16 protein-coding genes are annotated in these 17,807 nt (G+C 72.1%); 3 read left to right on the top strand and 13 right to left on the bottom strand.

Features of this window, described 5'->3' with window-relative positions:
- Positions 1-4: 4 nt before the first annotated feature.
- From ACFYM6_RS11175 to ACFYM6_RS11155, 5 genes are all read right to left on the bottom strand, one after another.
- A complete protein-coding gene (locus tag ACFYM6_RS11175) occupies positions 5-1,252 on the bottom strand; it encodes a M50 family metallopeptidase (RefSeq protein WP_387274421.1) in 1,248 nt (415 codons plus the stop codon).
- A complete protein-coding gene (dxr, locus tag ACFYM6_RS11170) occupies positions 1,252-2,463 on the bottom strand; it encodes a 1-deoxy-D-xylulose-5-phosphate reductoisomerase (protein ID WP_387274420.1) in 1,212 nt (403 codons plus the stop codon). The genes ACFYM6_RS11175 and dxr overlap by 1 nt, the downstream gene beginning before the upstream one ends.
- A 43-nt stretch (positions 2,464-2,506) precedes the next feature.
- Positions 2,507-3,199 (bottom strand): Uma2 family endonuclease, encoded by a 693-nt coding sequence (locus tag ACFYM6_RS11165; protein WP_387274418.1) that lies wholly within the window; start codon positions 3,197-3,199, stop codon positions 2,507-2,509.
- A gap of 159 nt (positions 3,200-3,358) precedes the next feature.
- Complete coding sequence (locus tag ACFYM6_RS11160) at positions 3,359-3,904, bottom strand: GNAT family N-acetyltransferase (RefSeq protein WP_387274416.1); 546 nt, start codon at positions 3,902-3,904, stop codon at positions 3,359-3,361.
- Positions 3,905-4,035: 131 nt separating this feature from the next.
- A complete protein-coding gene (locus ACFYM6_RS11155; RefSeq protein WP_387274414.1) occupies positions 4,036-6,210 on the bottom strand; it encodes an MMPL family transporter in 2,175 nt (724 codons plus the stop codon).
- Positions 6,211-6,304: 94 nt separating this feature from the next.
- On the opposite strand from ACFYM6_RS11155, the gene ACFYM6_RS11150 reads away from it, so the two are divergent.
- Positions 6,305-7,042 carry a TetR/AcrR family transcriptional regulator gene (locus tag ACFYM6_RS11150; protein WP_387274412.1) on the top strand — a complete coding sequence of 246 codons (738 nt, stop codon included), beginning with the start codon at positions 6,305-6,307 and terminating at the stop codon, positions 7,040-7,042.
- 171 nt (positions 7,043-7,213) lie between these two features.
- Positions 7,214-8,818 (top strand): phytoene desaturase family protein, encoded by a 1,605-nt coding sequence (locus ACFYM6_RS11145; protein WP_387274410.1) that lies wholly within the window; start codon positions 7,214-7,216, stop codon positions 8,816-8,818.
- Between the two features lie 50 nt (positions 8,819-8,868).
- Here ACFYM6_RS11145 and ACFYM6_RS11140 read toward each other — a convergent pair whose 3' ends face one another.
- Both ACFYM6_RS11140 and ACFYM6_RS11135 read right to left on the bottom strand, forming a co-directional pair.
- Positions 8,869-10,449, bottom strand: coding sequence for a Rieske 2Fe-2S domain-containing protein (locus ACFYM6_RS11140; RefSeq protein ID WP_387274409.1), 1,581 nt, complete (start codon positions 10,447-10,449; stop codon positions 8,869-8,871).
- A 22-nt stretch (positions 10,450-10,471) separates the two neighbouring features.
- Complete coding sequence (locus ACFYM6_RS11135; protein ID WP_387274407.1) at positions 10,472-10,696, bottom strand: hypothetical protein; 225 nt, start codon at positions 10,694-10,696, stop codon at positions 10,472-10,474.
- A gap of 89 nt (positions 10,697-10,785) precedes the next feature.
- Between ACFYM6_RS11135 and ACFYM6_RS11130 the strand changes: the two genes are divergently transcribed.
- Entirely contained in the window at positions 10,786-11,010 is a 225-nt protein-coding gene (locus ACFYM6_RS11130; RefSeq protein ID WP_073832544.1) for a DUF2631 domain-containing protein, read from the top strand.
- Positions 11,011-11,082: 72 nt separating this feature from the next.
- Here the strand turns inward: ACFYM6_RS11130 and ACFYM6_RS11125 are convergent, their stop codons facing one another.
- The 6 genes from ACFYM6_RS11125 to tsf all read right to left on the bottom strand — a co-directional run bounded on the left by ACFYM6_RS11125 (position 11,083) and on the right by tsf (position 17,684).
- Positions 11,083-12,291: a DivIVA domain-containing protein gene (locus ACFYM6_RS11125; RefSeq protein WP_387274405.1), complete on the bottom strand. Its 1,209-nt coding sequence runs from the start codon at positions 12,289-12,291 to the stop codon at positions 11,083-11,085.
- A 31-nt stretch (positions 12,292-12,322) separates the two neighbouring features.
- Complete coding sequence (gene rlmN, locus ACFYM6_RS11120) at positions 12,323-13,471, bottom strand: 23S rRNA (adenine(2503)-C(2))-methyltransferase RlmN (protein WP_387274403.1); 1,149 nt, start codon at positions 13,469-13,471, stop codon at positions 12,323-12,325.
- A 104-nt stretch (positions 13,472-13,575) separates the two neighbouring features.
- A complete protein-coding gene (locus ACFYM6_RS11115; RefSeq protein WP_387274568.1) occupies positions 13,576-15,030 on the bottom strand; it encodes a phosphatidate cytidylyltransferase in 1,455 nt (484 codons plus the stop codon).
- 259 nt (positions 15,031-15,289) lie between these two features.
- The gene (frr, locus tag ACFYM6_RS11110; RefSeq protein WP_357433664.1) at positions 15,290-15,847 is read right to left on the bottom strand and encodes a ribosome recycling factor; all 558 of its coding nucleotides are present in this window, start codon (positions 15,845-15,847) and stop codon (positions 15,290-15,292) included.
- Positions 15,848-15,924: 77 nt separating this feature from the next.
- The gene (gene pyrH / locus ACFYM6_RS11105) at positions 15,925-16,692 is read right to left on the bottom strand and encodes a UMP kinase (protein WP_073832711.1); all 768 of its coding nucleotides are present in this window, start codon (positions 16,690-16,692) and stop codon (positions 15,925-15,927) included.
- Positions 16,693-16,856: 164 nt separating this feature from the next.
- The gene (gene tsf, locus ACFYM6_RS11100; RefSeq protein WP_387274400.1) at positions 16,857-17,684 is read right to left on the bottom strand and encodes a translation elongation factor Ts; all 828 of its coding nucleotides are present in this window, start codon (positions 17,682-17,684) and stop codon (positions 16,857-16,859) included.
- Positions 17,685-17,807 lie beyond the last annotated feature (123 nt).

Below are 17,807 nucleotides of genomic sequence, written 5' to 3'. Positions count from 1 at the left end.
GCACTCACCTTGAGAAGAGCGTGATCGGGTTGATGACGTCCGCGGTGACGGTCAGCAGCGTGAACGCGCCACCGATGAGGATCACCGCGTACGTGATGGGCATGAGCTTGAGGTAGTCGACGCGACCCGGGTCCGGGCGGCGCAGGCGTGCGTAGAGCCAGGACCGGACCCGCTCGAACCAGGCGATCGCGATGTGCCCGCCGTCCAGCGGGAGCAGCGGCAGCAGGTTGAACACCCCGATGAAGAAGTTCAGCGAGACGAAGAGCATGAAGAACCCGTACCAGGCGTCGTTCGCCACGAACTCGCCACCGAGCCGGCTGGCGCCGACCACGCTGATCGGGGTGTCCATGTCCCGCTCGCCGCCGGTGATCGCCGTCCACAGGGCGGGCACCTTCTGCGGGATCCGCTGCATGGCGTGCGCGGTCTGCACCGCCATGGTGCCGGTGAAGTCGGCGGTGGCGCCGATCGCGGCGACCGGACCGTACTCGATCCGGGCCGGCGTGGTGGGCCGGAGCCCGACGCCGAGCGCGGCGACCGACGAGGCGGCACCCTTCGGGTCACCGAGCGGCGGGCGCTGCACGGCCGCGAGATCGACGGTGGCGGTGGCCGGCTTGCCGTCTCGGACGTAGTCGACGGTGGCCGTGCCCGGCTCGGTGGCGCGGACCACGTCGAGCATGTCGCCCCAGGTGGAGACCGGCTTGCCGTTGACCGCGGTGATCCGGTCGCCGTCCTTGAGCTGGGCCTTCGCGGCTGGGCTGGCCGGGTCGCCGGCCTGGCAGGCGCGGTTGGCGTTCTCCACCACCACGCACGGGGCCAGGGCGATGACCGCCGGCTCGGCCTTGAAGCCTGCCTCGGTCGTCGGGGCCTTGGGGTTGGGCAGGCCGACAGAGATCGCCATGACCCAGAGCGCGCCCAGCGCCAGGGCGAAGTGGGTGATGGAGCCGGCGGACATCACGATCGTCCGCTTCCAGACCGGGTACCGCCACATGGCGCGCGGCTGGTCGGCCGGCTCGACGTCGTCGTCCTGCGGGGTCATCCCGACGATCTTGCAGAAGCCGCCGAGCGGGATGCCCTTGATGCCGTACTCGGTCTCGCCCCGCCGGAACGACCACAGCGTCGGGCCGAAGCCCACGAAGTATCGGGTGACCTTCATCCCGAACGCCTTGGCGGTGAGCATGTGCCCCGCCTCGTGCAGGCTCACCGAGACGAGGATGAACACGGCGAAGAGCACCACCCCGAGCAGGTTTGCCATCAAGCTCCTTCCACCGACCCGTAGATGATCTTCTGGGCGTACCCCCGTGCCCACGACTCGGCGGCGAGCACGTCCTCGACGGTACCCGGTTCGCCGAATTCCGGAGCGTCCTCCAGCACACGCTGGAGGGTGTCGACGATGCCGAGGAACGGCAGCCGCCCGGCGACGAACGCCGCCACGCACTCCTCGTTCGCCGCGTTGTAGATCGCCGGGCGGCAGCGCCCGGCCTCCCCGGCCGCCTTCGCCAGGGCGACCGCCGGGAAGGCGGCGTCGTCGAGGGGGAAGAACTCCCAGCTGTGCGCCCTGGTCCAGTCGACCGCGGCGGCGGCCTCGGGCACCCGGTCGGGCCAGCCGAGGCCGAGCGCGATGGGCAGCCGCATGTCCGGCGGGCTGGCCTGGGCGAGGGTGGAGCCGTCGGTGAACTCGACCATCGAGTGGATCACCGACTGGGGGTGGACCATCACCTCGATGTCGGCGTACGGCACGTCGAACAGCTCGTGCGCCTCGATCACCTCCAGGGCCTTGTTGACCATGGTGGCGGAGTTGATCGTGACGACCGGGCCCATGTTCCAGGTCGGGTGGGCCAGGGCCTGCTCCGGCGTGACCTCGGTGAGCTCGTCCCGCCGCCGGCCCCGGAACGGCCCGCCGCTGGCGGTCACCACGAGCCGGCGTACCTCGCCCCGGGTGCCGCCGCGCAGGCACTGCGCCAGCGCCGAGTGCTCCGAGTCCACCGGGACGATCTGCCCCGGCCGCCGCACCGCGGCCTTCACCAGGGGGCCGCCGGCCACCAGCGACTCCTTGTTGGCCAGCGCGAGGGTACGCCCGGCGCGCAGCGCGGCCAGGGTCGGCGCCAGCCCGAGCGAGCCGACCACCCCGTTGAGCACCACGTCGCACGGCCACCCGGCCAGCTCGGTCATCGCGTCCGGCCCGGCCACGATCTTGGGCAGCTTGAAGTCGCCGGTGGCCCAGCCACGCCGGCTCGCCTCTGAATAGAAGGCGAGCTGGAGGTCCTGGGCGGCGGAGGCCTTCGCCACGCCGACCACCTCGACGCCCAGCTCCAGGGCCTGCGCGGCGAGCAGGTCCACGTTGCCGCCACCGGCGCCGAGCGCCACCACCCGGAACCGGTCCGGGTTACGTCGGATGATGTCGATGGCCTGGGTACCGATCGAGCCGGTCGAGCCGAGCAGGACAAGTTCGCGGAGAGAACTCACCCGCCCATTCTTCCCCAGCGCCGCTGAGCGTCCGCTGGGAGCCTCAGTTTGCGTCGTCCGATCCCTCGACCGGGGACTCGTCGCCGCCCTCGACCAGGGACTCGTCGTCGTCCTCGATCGGCGCCTCCTCGTCGAGGAGGTCCGCCGGATCGACGGAGAACTCGAACGGCTGCTTCATGACAAAGGTGCTGCCGGCCGCCGCGGCGGCAAGCGGGCGGTACTCCCCGTCGATCAGCTCGTAGAGCGCCATGGCGGGAACCCGGTTACGCAGGTCGACCCGGAGGAAGAAGGGCACGCCGGCGGCGGCGTACTCCCGGGGCCGGTCGATCACGTCCTTGCGCCGGTTGCCCGGCGACACAATCTCACCGAGCAGCACGGCCTCGGCGATGTCCATCGCCACCTGTCCGCGACCGGAGGAACGCAGCACCGCGATGTCAGGGATGAACAGATCATCGCCGGAGACGATGTTGACCTCGTGGTAGAGCCACAACTTGGCCCGCCGGGCCGCCTGCTTCAGCAAGTAGGCGAGGTCCAGCTCGGCATTCTGGTGGTCAAATCCGGCGTGTGGTGTCACGATCACGCTTCCGCTCAGGACCTCGACCTTGGGGCCGTTGGTCTCCGGCAACAGCTTGAGGGCGAGCTGGGCCGTCCACGGCTCGTCGTGCCAGCGCAGCACGTCGAAGGACGGCTCGCCGCGCTGCGGCGCCGGTTCCGGCGCGTAAGCGGCCTGGGCCACCGGACTCACCCCCTCAGCGGAACATCGTGCTACCCACCACCCTAGTCGCGCCGCCCCGAGCCCAGCCGGATCGCACAACCTGTGCGTCGGCACAGCTCGGTTCCCGCCGAGCGGTCCACCAGCAGGCCCGGTACCCACCTGTTGATCTCCGCCGAACGGCTACGAATCGGCGCGCAGCACGAAGGTCTCCAGGTCGACGCCGCCGTACCAGTCGGTGCGGACGCCGAGGTAGGTCATGCCGAGACGCCTGGTCACCGCCATCGACGGCTCGTTGCCCGCCATCACCACCGCGTAGACCTGCCGGGTGCCGGTGGCGAACTCGCGGTCCAGCACGGCCCGGGCCGCCTCGGTGGCGTAGCCGTGCCCCTGCGAGTCGGGGTGCAGGTGCCAGCCGATCTCGATGTCGTCGGTCGGCGTGACCCCGTCCCGCCCGGGCAGCGGCTTCAACAGGACGCTGCCGGCCGCCCGGCCCGCGTCGCGCGGCTCGATCGCCCAGAGGCCCCACCGGCCGGCGTACGGGTCGTACCGGTCCCGCCAGGCGCGTACCCGCTCCGCCGCCTCGGCCGGGTCGGTCATCCGCCCCTTGCCCCCGCCCAGCCAGCGCATCACCTCGTCCCGCGAGTAGATGTCGTAGATCCGGGCCAGGTCGTCGGGCGCGTCGGTCCAGTCGCGGACCACCAGCCGCTCGGTCGAGGCGATCATCATGCCGAGGCATCGTAGCCCGTCCCCCACCCCCGCCAGACCCTCGCGAGTTGACCAAGACGTTTGCGTCGCGTGAGAAGCATTCACCGCCGCAAACTTCTTGATCAAGGAGAGGGCCGGTCGGGCGGGCGTGGTCAGGGGACTGGGACGGGAGGGGCCGGCTCGGACTCGCGGATGCCGTAGCGGCGGTGGACGCGGGCCAGCGGGCCGGGGGCCCACCAGTTCCAGCGGCCGAGCAGGCGCATGGTCGCCGGCACCAGCAGCGCCCGGACCAGCGTCGCGTCGACCACGATCGCGACGATCATGCCCACCCCGATGAGCTTGATGTACGACATGCCGCCGGTGGTGAAGCCGGCCACCACGATGATCAGCAGCAGCGCGGCGGCGGTGATGATCCGCCCGGTGCGCTGAAGGCCGCCGGCCACCGCGGCGGTGTTGTCGCCGGTGCGGTCCCACTCCTCCCGGACCCGGGAGAGCAGGAACACCTCGTAGTCGGTGGCCAGCCCGAAGAGCACCGCGAGCATGAGGATCGGGTTGCTCGGCTCGATGAAGCCGGTCGGGGTGAAGCCGAGCAGGCCGGCCAGGTGGCCGTCCTGGAAGATCCAAACCACCACGCCGAACGACGCGCCGATCGAGAGCAGGTTCATCAGCACCGCCTTGACCGGCAGCACCACCGAGCCGAAGGCGAGGAAGAGCAGCACCAGCGTGGCAGCGGCCATCAGCAGTGCCATCCAGGGCAGCCGGTCACCGAGGCTGTCCAGCAGGTCCCGGTCGGCGCCGGGCCGCCCGCCGACCAGCACCTCGGCCCCGGCCGGGCCGGGCAGGTCGCGCAGGGCGCGGACCACCCGCTGCCCGGTGTCGCCGGTCGGTTCGCCGGGGTAGCTCACCGAGAGCAGCGTGCTCTCCCCACGCTGGGCGGCGACCTGCACCCCGGTCACCCCCGGCACCGCCGCGATCCGGTCGGCGAAGCCGCGCGCCACCTCGGCCGGCGCCCCGGAGACCAGCACGTCGATCGGGGCGACCTGGCCGCCGGGGAACTCGGCGGCGATCCGTTCGGAGACCACCCGGGGCGCGGCGTCCGCCGGCAGCACCCGCTCGTCGAAGCCGCCGAAGGTGATCCGCAGGAACGGCGTGGCCAGCACGACAAGCACCAGCGCGACCCCGACCAGGTAGCGCACCGGGCGGCGCATCACGCTCCGCGCGATCCGGGCCCAGGCGCCGCCCGCGCCGGCCTCCGCCGGCCCGGCCCGCCGCGCCCCGCGCCACCTCGGCAGGGGTACGCGCACCGCGTCGATCCGGTGGCCGAGCACCGCGAGCAGGGCCGGCAGCACGGTCAACGCGGCCAGCATGGCGACCAGGACGGCGGCCACGCCACCGAGCCCCATCGAGCGGAGGAATGCCTGCGGGAAGATCAGCAGGCTGGCCAGGGCCAGGGCGACGGTGAGCCCGGAGACCAGCACGGTCCGGCCGGCGGTGGCCATGGTGCGGCGGATCGCCTCGCCAGGGTCATGCCCGGCGGCGAGTTCCTCGCGGAACCGGCTGACCACGAAGAGGGCGTAGTCGACGGCCATGCCGAGGCCGATCAACGTGATGATGTTGATCGCGAAGATCGACACGTCGGTGAACAGGTTCACCAGGCGTACCGCGACGAAGGCGCCCAGGATGGCGAGCCCGCCGATGAGCAGCGGGGTGGTGGCGGCGACCAGTCCGCCGAAGATCAGCACGAGGAGCACCAGCAGCACCGGCAGGGACAGCATCTCGGCGCGGGTGATGTCCTCGGTGGTCTGCGTGTTGGCGTAGTGCTGGAAGGCGACCGCGCCGCCGACCTCGGTGCGCAGCCCGGGGGCGTCCAGCGCGGGGCGCAGCGCCTCGAACTGACCGGCCCGCGCGTCGTCGTCCGCGCCGGTGAGCCGGACGAGGGCGTAGGTGGCCCGCCGGTCGGTGGCGACCAGCGCCGGGGCCGGGCTGTCGTACCAGGTGGTCACGCTGGTCACCGCGGACCGCCCGCGCAGCCCGGCCACGGTGGCGGTGACCGGATCGCGGAACGCCGGCTGGTCGACCGTGGCGGTGTCGCTGGACCAGAGCACGACCACGTCGGCGCCCTGCCGGCCCAGCTCGCTGGTGATCCGCGCGGCGGTGCGGCTGGTCTCGCTGGCCGGGTCCTCGAACCCGCCCCCGGTCAGCTCGCCGAAGACCCCGGCGCCCCAGGTGGAGCCGAGAACCACGAGTGCCACGGCGGCGGCCAGCACCGCCCACCGGGCCCGTACCACCACTCGCCCCCACCAGGCGAACATCGCCTTCCCCCTCACCGACCGTTAAGGTCATATCCGGTAAGCATGAATCATTTGAGTGAACGGCGTTTACTATGTCAACGGCGTTCGCTCCGGTCAAGGGGGTCGACGGATGACCGCACCCACCCGGCGGGAACGCCTGCGTACGGCGACCCTGTCCGAGATCAAGGACGGGGCCCGGCGGCTGCTGGTGACCGGCGGGATCGAGGCGGTCTCGCTGCGGGCGATCGCCCGGGACATGGGCATGACCGCCCCGGCGATCTACCGGTACTTCCCCAGCCTGGAGGCGCTGATCGCCGGGCTCGCCGGCGACCTCTACGACGAGCTGCGCCAGGAGGTCGAGGCGGCCCGGGACGCGTCCGGCCCGGACCCGGCCGGCCAACTCCTCGAGATGTGCCGGGCGCTGCGACGGTGGGCCGTCGGCCACCCCGCCGAGTTCACCCTGATCTTCGGCAACCCGGTCCCCGGGGTGATCGAGTTCGCCGACCAGTGCGACAACCCCGACCATCCCGGGGCGCGCCTCGGGGCGGTCTTCCTCACCCCGTTCGTGGAACTCACCCGGGGCAGCCGGCTGCCGACCCCACCGGCGGAGCTGCTCCAGGAACGGCTCGGCGGACACCTCGCCCCGCTGGCGACCAACCACGGCCCGCTGCCGATCGACGTCGCGTACGCCTTCCTCTCCGCCTGGACCCGCCTCTACGGTCTGGTCGCCATGGAGGTCTTCGGCCACCTCGGCTGGGCGGTCGACGAGCCGGAGGCGCTCTTCGAGACCGAGCTGATCAGCCAGCTCCTCCAGTTCCGCCCGGCCGAACCCGGCGACGCCCTCCCCGAGGGAGGCGCGCGCCACTAGGCTGCCCGGACATGAGCGAGCGCAGCGAGCGAATCATCAGGCACAGTGCAATGGAGCCTCATGCGGTCGCCGAGCGAAGCGAGGTGGCCGCATGAGCGAGCGCAGCGAGCGAATCATCAGGCGCAGTGCAATGGAGCCTCATGCCGCCGCCGAGCGGGGCGAGGTGGCGGCATGAGCGAGCAACGGAGTGAGCTGCCGTCCCGCGCCGACGTCGTCGTGGTCGGCTCCGGGCACAACGGTCTGGTCTCGGCGATCCTGCTGGCCCGCGCCGGCCTCGACGTGCTGGTGCTGGAGGCAGCCGAGGTGATCGGCGGGGCCACCCGGACCGAGAGCCCGTTCCCGAAGGTGCCCGGCCTGCGCCACTCCACCGGCTCGTACCTGCTCGGGTTGATGCCGCCGGAGCTGCTCGCCACGCTCGACGTGAGCATCCCGGTGCTGCGCCGGGACCCGCACTACTTCCTGCCCACCCCGGGCGGGCTCGGCGCGCCGTACCTGCTCTTCGGCAGCGACGCCGCAGCGAGCCGGCGGCAGCTCGCGGAGATGTTCTCCCCGGCCGACGCGGCCGCCGACGACGCGCTCCAGGCCGAGCTGGCCCAGCTCCGCGAGGACCTGGCGCCGGCCTGGCTGGCCGAGCCGCTGCCGGTGGCGGAGACCGCCGAGCGGTACGTCCGCCCGGCGCTCCGGCAGGTCTTCGCGGACCTGGTCCGCGGCTCGGTCGCCGACTACCTGGCTCGCTTCGACTTCCGCTCCGAGCTGCTGGTCAGCATGTACGCGGTCACCGACGGTCTCTCCGGCCTCAACGCCGGCCCGGACGACCCCGGCACCGGGCACAACTTCCTGGTGCACAACATGTGCCGGCTGCCCGGCTCGGGCGGCACCTGGATGATCGCCCAGGGCGGCATGGGCACGGTCTCCCGGACCTTCGCCGAGGCCGCCCGCGTCGCCGGCGCCCGCATCCTGACCGGTACGCCCGTCACGGGGATCACCCTGGCCGGCGGCGCGGCGTCCGGTGTGGTGCTCGCCGACGGGCGGGAGGTGGCCGCCTCGGTGGTGCTGGGGGCCTGTGACCCGTACCGGTTGATGGAGCTGCTGCCCGACGGCGCGCTCCCGGCGCCGCTGGCCGAGCGGATGGCGGCGGTCCGCCGTCCCGGCACCACGCTCAAGCTCAACCTGGCGCTGCGCGGCCTGCCCCGGTTCTCCTGCCTGCCGGCGGACGCGCCCAGCCCGTTCGGCTCCACCATCCACCTGCTGCCCGGCTCGTCGTCGCTGGTCGGGCAGGGCGGCGAGTCGCCGATGGCCGCCCTGCGCGCCATGTGGGCGGACGTGCAGGCCGGGCGGCTGCCGGAGGAGCCGACCATCGAGTGGTACCTGCACACCACGGTCGACCCGTCGCTGGCCGACGACGCCGGGCACCACTCCTCGGCGCTGTTCGTGCAGTCGGTCCCGTACGAGCTTTCCGGCACCACCTGGGACGAGGCGCTGCCCGGCTACGTCGACAAGCTGGTGGCGATCTGCGAGCGGTACGCCCCCGGCACCGGCGACCTGATCGCCGATGCGGTGCCGCTGCCCCCGCCCGGCATCGAGGCGCACTTCGGCATCACCGGCGGCCACATCCACCACGTCGACAACACCGTCTCGTTCACCGACCGGATGCCGTACGCCACGGGCGTCGACGGGGTGTACGCGGGCAGCGCCGGCTGCCACCCGGCCGGCAGCGTGATCGGCGCGGCCGGCCACAACGCCGCCCAGCGCATCCTCGCCGACCTCGGCCGCTGAGGTGAGCAGGGGCCTTCGACGGAAGGCCCCTGCTCAACGCCGGGCGGGGATCAGCTGATCGCCTCGCCGGCCGGGGCCGGGGTGTCGGCGTCGGCGCGGTGCGCGCGGATCTTGTGGCCGACGCTGGTCAGGCAGCGGCCGCTGGCCAGGTCGAACCGCCAGCCGTGCAGCTGGCAGGTGAGCTGGTCACCGTCGACGACGCCGAACCGGCTCAGGTCCGCCTTGAGGTGCGGGCAGCGCCGCTGGACCACCCAGCCGTCCAACGTGATGTCCTCCGCGTCGACGGCCCGCTCGTGCTCGTCGTACCAGCCCTCCGCGTACTGGAGGCGCTCCTCGGACAGACACTTGAAGAACGCGTAGACGAACTCGTTGTACTGGCCGATCCGGGCCGCCGAGAAGCGGCAGGACAGGAAGAGCGAGTTGACCCAGTCCACCTCGCCGATGTGCAGCAGGTGCTCGATCAGCGCCCGCTCGGTACGGAACCGGTAACGGACCTTCTCGTCCGCGTACGGCCGGACCTCCTTGCCCGGGAAGTCCACCACGATCGACTCGACACTTTCTCCGTCGTAGCCGACCAGGTCGAAGCGGACCGGCCCGCCGACGCCCTTGGCCAGGTAGATCGACTCGTCCAGCAGCGGCTCGATCCGGCGCTTCATCTCGCCGAGCACGTCAAGCTCCGGGTGCCGCCAGGACTGCTTCTCGGCCTCGATGATCGGGCGCTTGCGCTCCCGCATCTCCTCCAGGTGGGCCACCTTGTTGGCGAAGAACTCGGCCACCGGCACCGGGTGGGTGGTGCTCGCGCCCTCGGTGGTGATCTCCGCGACGCTGCCCGGCAGCAGCACGATGCCGTTGGTGCCGCCGACCTTGGCGTACTCCTCCAGGAAGACCGACTGGTCGGGGAAGATGTTGCCCTCGTCGCCGAAGATGTCGTTGAACTGCCACAGCGTGTCGTCGAGGAAGCAGGGCGGGCCGGCGATCGGGAAGACGTGGTCGGCCTTCAGGTCGTCGATGTAGCGCCAGGTGCGGTCGAACTGCCGATCCCGCTTCTGCTTGCCGAACGCGGTCTTCGCCGCCTGCGGCAGCTCGTAGACCATCGGGTACCAGATCGCGCCGGAGAACTGCAGCAGGTGCGCGTGCACGTGGCCCAGCTCGGCGAAGACGCTCAGGTCGGCCGGGCGGGCGTCGTTCTGGTTGAGCAGCCGGACACCGTCGTACTCGACCCAGAGCGAGGAGTCACCGATCGGGCCGTCGGTCGGGCTGGTGAGCGCCTGGATCATGATCTTCAGGCCGCCGGGCAGCTCGACGACCTGCTCGTTCGGCGCCTTGAGGAACTTGGTGAAGCCCAGTTCCCGCAGCTCGTCCTCCATCTCGGAGGTGGGGAACTCGGGCAGCAGGACAGTGACGTCCTTCGAGATGTGGTCGCGCAGGTGCTTCGCGTCGAAGTGGTCCCGGTGCAGGTGCGACACGTAGAGGTAGTCGACCTGGCCGAGGGACTCCCAGTCGAGCTGCGAATTGTCAGGGAAAGGGAACCAGGAGGCGAAATAGGCGGGATTGACCCATGGGTCGCACAGGATGCTGCCCGCGGCCGTGTCGATCCGCATGCTGGCATGTCCCGTACCGGTCACTCGCACCGTAGTCCCCCTCGAAAGGCAATCAGGCGTACGTCCCGACGCTACCGGAGGCAGTGTGGTCCCCGACCCGCGACGCCGGTAGTGCCTTTCCGCCCTGGTGCGCGCAGGTCCACCGGCCCGGGTGCCTCAGCCCCGCACCGATCCCGTCCGGCTCCGGCGCGCCGGCTCCGCCGGCGACCGCCCAGTCCTCCAGGTCCCACGCCTCGTGCGCCGCCTTGAGCAGCTCCCGATCGTCCTCGCGGGTCACGCGTCCCCCATCAGGCCGGACCCTGCGCCGGGCGCGACACGGGGCGTGCCAGACTAACCGGAGATCCGATCGCGAGGGAAGGACCGACAGTGGCAGGAAGCGAGCCGGTAACCGCGCCAGATCAGCACAAGCCCGGACACCGCAAGTCCGGACGGATCGGGGCGGTGCTGTCGGCGGTGGTGTTGGTGATCATGGCGCTCTGCGGCAACCACGAGGGCAAGGTCGAGGACATCTGGCTGCTCGGGATCGCCGCGCTGCTGCTGGCCATCGTGCTCGGCGACGCGGTGCTGCGCCGCAACGGCCTGCGGTCCTGATCCGGCGCTCGCGCTCGACCGGTATGCCCGAGGGCCCGCCCCCAACCGGGGCGGGCCCTCGTCGTCTGCGGATCAGCGGCCGAGCAGGATGTCCTGCACGTCCTTGAGAGCGGCGTCGACCTCGGCCTCGAAGTAGCCGCCCGGCACCAGCCCGAAGCGCAGGGTGTCCAGGTCGTTCGGGTTCACCGGCATCGGGTTGCGGCCCTGCATGCCGCCGAGCAGGCTGTCGAAGAACCGGTCGACCTGATCCGGGTCGTAGCCGCTGCCGAAACGGCGGACCTGGAAGCTGCGCCGGATCTGATCCACCCGGTAGAGATCGCTGCCGGGCGGGCCAGCCATCGGCGGGCCGACCATCGGCGGCCCCGCGACAGGCGGACCGGCCATCGGCGGCCCCGCGACGGGCGGACCGGCCATCGGCGGGCCGGGCATGCCCGGGCCACCCCCGAAGCCCTGCTGAGGCAGGTGCGGCGGGCCGGCCGGGCCACGGCCACGCAGGTCACGCGGGTCCCGGTCGGGCATCCGGATCTCGGCGGTCATGTCGGGGCGACCGCGCCGACCGGCCTCGAAACCGTCGAACCGCTCGTCCGGGCCGTAGCCGCCGGGGCCCGGGGGCAGGCCGCGGGAAGGTGGGCCGGCGTGCCCCATCGGGGCGTTGGGACCCATCGGCCCCGGGCCGGCCGGGCCACGCGGCGCGTCGTACCCGCGCGGGCCGTCGTAGCCACCGGCGAAGGCGCCGGTGGGCTCGTCGTAGCGACCGCCGCCGGTGGGATCGTCGTAGCGGCCGACGCCGGCCGGCTCGTCGTAGCGGCCGACGCCGGCCGGCTCGTCGTAGCGGCCGGCGCCGGGCGGCTCGTCGTAGCGGCCGGCACCGGCCGGCTCGTCGTAGCGGCTGCCGTAGCGGTCGGGCGGGCCGGGCTGCGCGGGCATCGGCCGGGGCGGCGGCTGCGGCGCCGGGGACATGCCCCGGTCGTCGCGCATCGGCGGGCCCAGCCGGTCGCTCATCCGGGGGTCACCGCCGCGCCCGCCCGGAACGCCGCCGCGTTCCTCCAGCTCGGCCAGCTGCCGCTCCACCCGGTCGAGGTGCAGGTCGACCTGCCACTCGTCGTAGCCGTTGAACCGGACCCGGAAGACGACGTCGTGGACCTCCTGGGAGGCCACGGGCGCGCCGACCGGCTGACCGGCGAGCGTCGCCTCCACCCGGTCCAGGAAGGCGTCCACCTCGTCAACCTTGTATCCCCGGCGGAGCGCCTTACGCCGGAAACGCTGACCCTGACTCGCCACTATGTCTCCTGGTCTCGTTCGCTACGCCCGGTCACACCGTTGCCTTGCGCGGTGGGTCGGTGTCCCTGTCCTCGGCGGCGGCGAGCTGCCCACACGCGCCGTCGATCTCGCGCCCCCGGGTGTCCCGCACCGTGGTCGAGACCCCGGCTTCGCGCAACCGCCGGACGAACTCCCGCTCGACCGGCTTCGGGCTGGCGTCCCAGCGGCTGCCCGGAGTCGGGTTGAGTGGGATGAGGTTCACGTGGGCCAGCTTGCCGGCCAGTAGCCGTCCGAGCAGATCGGCTCTCCACGGCTGGTCGTTCACGTCCTTGATCATCGCGTACTCGATCGACACGCGACGCCCCGTCGTAGCTGCGTATTCCCACGCCGCGTCCAGCACCTCGGACACCTTCCAGCGCTGGTTGACCGGGACGAGTTCGTCGCGCAGCTCATCATCGGGGGCGTGCAGCGACAACGCAAGAGTCACCGCGAGGTCTTCGCTGGCCAGTCGGCGGATGGCCGGGACCAGCCCGACCGTGGAGACGGTGATGTGTCGCTGGGACAGGCCGAGCCCCTCCGGGGCGGGCGCCACCAGCCGACGGATCGCCGGCACCACCCGGGAGTAGTTGGCCAGCGGCTCGCCCATGCCCATGAAGACGACGTGCGACAGGCGCGGCGGCGAGCCGGCCACCGCCCCCGAGGCGGCCACGCCGGCGAGGTAGACCGCCTGGTCGACGATCTCGGCGGTGGAGAGGTTTCGGGTCAGCCCGGCCTGGCCGGTGGCGCAGAACGGGCAGGCCATGCCGCAGCCGGCCTGGCTGGAGATGCAGACGGTGACCCGGTCCGGGTAGCCCATCAGCACGCTCTCCACCAGCGAACCGTCGTGCAGCCGCCAGAGCGCCTTGCGCGTCGCGCCGTCGTCGCAGGTCAGCTCGCGTACCGGGGTGAGCAGCGCTGGCAGCAGCGTGGTGGCCAGCCGCTCCCGGGTGGCCGCCGGCAGGTCGGTCATCTGCGCGGGGTCGCGGACCAGGCGGCCGAAGTAGTGGTTCGAGACCTGCTTGGCGCGGAACGTCGGCTCCCCCAGCTCGGCGACGAGCGCCTGCCGGCCCGGCAGGTCCAGGTCGGCGAGGTGGCGGGGCGGCATCGCCGGTCGGCGGCCACGGGCGTCGGGGTCAATGGAGATCAGGGGGAGACTCGTCATGGCGCGTCCAGTCTGACACGCCCGGAGCGGGGCGCACCCGTCCGTAGGGGCCGAATCGACCCCGACCGGCTGGCGGATGCGCACCCACCCACGTGATTCATCCCTCAGCCCACCACCGGTACGAAGATCGCCAGCAGCAGGTAGGCCGTCGGCACCGCGAACAGGATCGAGTCGAGCCGGTCCATCAGGCCGCCGTGCCCGGGGAGCAGGTTGCTCATGTCCTTGACCCCGAGATCCCGCTTGATCATCGACTCGGCGAGGTCACCGAGGACCGCCGCGCCGGAGATCGCCACCCCGAACAGCGCACCCCACCAGGGCGCCACGTCGAGGAGCAGCCAGAGCAGCAGGGCGCTGCCGGCCGCGGCCGCGGTCACCGAGCCGCCGAAGCCCTCCCAGGACTTCTTCGGGCTGATCGTCGGGGCCATCGGGTGCTTGCCGAAGGCGACCCCGGCGGCGTACCCGCCGGTGTCGGAGAGCACCACGGCGACCAGGGTGACCAGCACCCGCAGGTGCCCGTCACCGGGGGCGGCCGCCAGCATCGCGGCGAAGCCGCCGAGGAACGGCACGTACACCGCGATCAGGGTGGCCGCGGTCAGGTCCCGCTGATAGTTGCCGGGGCCGTCGCCCAACCGCCAGATCATCGTGCCGAGCACGGTGACCAGCAGGCCGAGACTCAGCGCGTCCGGGCCGGCGAACCAGGCCAGCCCGACGGTGATCACGCCACCGGCGATCAACGGCACCAGCGGCGGGTGGGCCCCGCTGCGGCGCACCGCCCGGGCCATCTCCCAGATGCCGATCCCGACCGCCGCGGCGATCACGGCGAGGAACGCCGGCGGGTAGAAGAAGAGCGGCACCACGATCGCCGCGCCGAGAGCCAACCCGACGGCGATCGCGGCCGGCAGGTTACGGCCGGCCCGGCCCGACGACGGCTGGGCGGTCGGGGGCCGGTCCGCGCTTGCCCGCCGGCGGCCGCGCGGGCGCCGACCGGCCGACGACTCCGGCTCCGGCTCGTCCCGGCCCGCGAGGTGGGTAGTCGGTTCGTCGCGTACCGGGGCGAACTGGGCGGTCGAGTCGTCGTCGTGCACCGGGGCGATCTGGGCAGTGGGGTAGTCGTCGTACGGCACGCCGGGGCGTCCGCCCCGGGGGCCGCCGTAGCCCGGGTCGCGCGGGTCACCGTCGCCGGGATCGCCCTCGCCGTGGCTTCGCGGGCCCGCCTCCCGGTACCGGGGATCCTCCGGGCCGGGCTCGCGGTAGCCCCGGCCCCCGTCGCGCCACTCCTGACCGTCGCGCCAGCGCTGATCGTCCCGGTAACCGCGCTCGTCGCGGTCAGGGCCCGGGCGCTCGTCGTACGGCCGGCGGCCGGGCGCGTCGTACCCGTCGCCCGGACGGGCGTACGGGTCGGCGGCAGGGCGGGGCCGACCGTGCGACTCCGCGTACGCCTCGGGGGCGCCGGGCCGTCGCCACGGCCCCGGCTCGACGTCAGTCTCCGGCCACGGCAGCGCGGCCGGCCGGTCCCAGCCGCGCGGCTCGGCGGCGCTGTAGGGGTCGGGGTGGGACATCACGTACCAAGCGGAAGCGGTACGGGAGCCACCACATGACGCAAGATCAAAACCATCCCCTACACGCGCGACTGTTCCGGTTGACCGGCCCGACGGCCGGCCGATCCCCGCTGTTCACCCAGCGGTGGTGGGAATCGTGCCGAGCCTACTGCACCCAGGGAGCCGGCACGGCGGACGACGGTCCCACCACGGCGACGGCACCGGGCCCGCCATCCGGTAGGGGTGGCGGCACCGGTGCCGTGGCAGGTGCTCGGGCCGCTCAGACCTCGAGCAGCTCGTTCTCCTTGTGCTTGACCAACTCGTCGACGGTGGCGACGAAACGCTGGGTCAGGTCGTCCAGCTCCTTCTCGGCGCGCCGGCCCTCGTCCTCGCCGACCTCGCCGTCCTTGACCAGGCGGTCCAGCTCCTCCTTGGCCTTGCGGCGGATGTTGCGGACGGCGACCTTGGCCTCTTCGCCCTTGTGCCGGGCCACCTTGATCATCTCGCGCCGCCGCTCCTCGGTCATCTGCGGGAGCACGATGCGCAGCTGGTTGCCCTCGTTGTTCGGGTTCACGCCGAGGTCGGAGTCGCGAATCGCCTTCTCCATGGCGCCCAGCTGCGAGTTGTCGTACGGCTTGATGATCACCATGCGCGGCTCGGGGACCGCGATGGACGCCATCTGCGGCAGCGGCGTGGGGCTGCCGTAGTAGTCGATGACGATCCGGGAGAACATCGCGGCGTTGGCGCGACCGGTGCGGATGCCGCCGAACTCTTCCTTGGCGTGCTCGATGGCACGCTCCATCTTCTCCTCGGCCTCGAGGAGGGTGTCGTCGATCACCGGTCTCCTCGCCTCCTTCTGTTGCTCGTCGTGGTTGTGCTGCTGTGGTTCGGAGGGCCGCTGCCGGCTCGGGCCGTTCAGGCGGTGATCAGGGTGCCGATCTTCTCGCCGCTGACGGCACGGACGATGGTGTCGTCGCCCTCGGCGCCGAAGACCAGCATCGGCAGGCCGTTCTCCATGCAGAGGCTGAACGCCGCGGCGTCGGCCACCCGCAGGTTGCGGCGCAGCACCTCGGAGAAGGTGATCGAGTCGAGCTTGCTCGCCGTCGGGTCGATCCGGGGGTCGGCGGTGTAGACCGCGTCCACGCCGTTCTTGCTCATCAGCACCACGTCGGCGCGAATTTCCAACGCCCGCTGGGCGGCGACGGTGTCGGTGGAGAAGTACGGCATGCCGGCGCCGGCGCCGAAGATGACCACACGGCCCTTCTCCAGATGCCGGATCGCCCGCAGCGGGATGTACGGCTCGGCGACCTGGGCCATGGTGATCGCGGTCTGCACCCGGGTCTCGATGCCCTCCTTCTCCAGGAAGTCCTGGAGGGCCAGGCAGTTCATCACCGTGCCGAGCATGCCCATGTAGTCCGCCCGGGCCCGGTCCATGCCGCGCTTCTGCAGCTCGGCGCCGCGGAAGAAGTTGCCGCCGCCGACCACCACGGAGACCTGCACGCCGCGGCGGACCACGGTGGCGATCTGCCGGGCGATGCCCTGCACGACGTCCGGGTCGACACCGATCGCGCCGCCGCCGAAGACCTCGCCGGAGAGCTTCAGCACCACCCGGCGGGCCCGGCCCGGCGGTGGGGCGGTCGGATCATCCGCCGCCAGGCTCCGGTCACTCACAACCTGCGTCATCCGCACCGCCCCTTCCGTCGCGCACCGCACGTGCGCCGCGTCCCGCGTACCTGCCGCTGCCGACCCTATGCGACGAGGAGGCCGCGGTGCCTGTCACGTACACCAGCGGCCTCCTCGTCGACGTTTCCCTGCGCACGGGCGCGTCACACGCCCGATGCGGCGGCTCAGGCCTGGCCGACCTCGAACCGGACGAAGCGGTTCACCTCGATGCCGGCCTCGGCCAGCAGCTGCTTCACCGTCTTCTTGTTGTCGGCGACCGACGCCTGCTCCAGCAGGACGAAGTCCTTGAAGAAGGCGTTGACCCGGCCCTCGACGATCTTCGGCAGCGCCGCCTCGGGCTTGTTCTCCTCGCGGGCGGTCTGCTCGGCGATCCGCCGCTCGGACTCGACGACGTCGGCCGGGACCTCGTCCCGGGTCAGGTACCTCGGCCGCATCGCGGCGATCTGCATGGCCACGCCACGGGCGTCCGCGTCGGCGGCCTCGTCGGTCTTACCGGCGTACTGCACCAGCACACCCACGGCCGGCGGCAGGTCCTGGCTCTTGCGGTGCAGGTAGACCGCGGTGGTGCCGTCGAGCTTGGCGAAGCGGTTGAGCACCAGCTTCTCGCCGATCTTGGCGGACTGCTCCTGGACCAGGTCGGCGACGCTCTTGCCGTCGAGGGTGCTGGCGAGCAGCTCCTCGGCGGTGGAGACGCCGCTGGCGACACCGTGCTCGACCAGCTGCTGGGCCAGCGCGATGAAGGCGTCGTTCTTGGCGACGAAGTCGGTCTCGCAGTTGAGCTCAAGCAGCGCCTGGCCGGCGTGGGCGATGAGGCCGTTGGCGGCCGTGCGGCCGGCCCGCTTGCCGACGTCCTTGGCGCCCTTGACGCGCAGGATCTCGACGGCCTTGTCGAAGTCGCCCTCCGCCTCGGTCAGCGCCTTCTTGCAGTCCATCATGCCGGCGCCGGTGAGGTCGCGGAGCTTCTTGACGTCCGCGGCGGTGAAGTTGGACATGACTCTCTCTTCGGGTCTTGAGACTGCGGTGGGATGGTCTGGGTCCCGGTTACCCGGATCCGGGCCGGATGTGCCCGGCGTACCCGCCGCGCCCCACCGGCCGGGAAATCGGACGGTGGGGAC

The organism is Micromonospora sp. NPDC006431 (assembly GCF_042870725.1).
Taxonomy (GTDB): Bacteria; Actinomycetota; Actinomycetes; order Mycobacteriales; family Micromonosporaceae; genus Micromonospora.
Note: the sequence above shows the minus strand (reverse complement) of the source record. Positions and strands in the feature narration are given on the sequence as shown.

Excerpts from the sequence above, each read along its gene's own strand:
- ACFYM6_RS11150 (WP_387274412.1), top strand. The coding sequence starts at position 6,305 with ATGACCGCACCCACCCGGCGGGAACGCCTGCGTACGGCGACCCTGTCC.
- ACFYM6_RS11160 (WP_387274416.1), bottom strand. The coding sequence starts at position 3,904 with ATGATGATCGCCTCGACCGAGCGGCTGGTGGTCCGCGACTGGACCGAC.
- pyrH (WP_073832711.1), bottom strand. The coding sequence starts at position 16,692 with ATGACGCAGGTTGTGAGTGACCGGAGCCTGGCGGCGGATGATCCGACC.
- ACFYM6_RS11175 (WP_387274421.1), bottom strand. The coding sequence starts at position 1,252 with ATGGCAAACCTGCTCGGGGTGGTGCTCTTCGCCGTGTTCATCCTCGTC.
- ACFYM6_RS11145 (WP_387274410.1), top strand. The coding sequence starts at position 7,214 with ATGAGCGAGCAACGGAGTGAGCTGCCGTCCCGCGCCGACGTCGTCGTG.
- tsf (WP_387274400.1), bottom strand. The coding sequence starts at position 17,684 with ATGTCCAACTTCACCGCCGCGGACGTCAAGAAGCTCCGCGACCTCACC.
- ACFYM6_RS11115 (WP_387274568.1), bottom strand. The coding sequence starts at position 15,030 with ATGTCCCACCCCGACCCCTACAGCGCCGCCGAGCCGCGCGGCTGGGAC.
- rlmN (WP_387274403.1), bottom strand. The coding sequence starts at position 13,471 with ATGACGAGTCTCCCCCTGATCTCCATTGACCCCGACGCCCGTGGCCGC.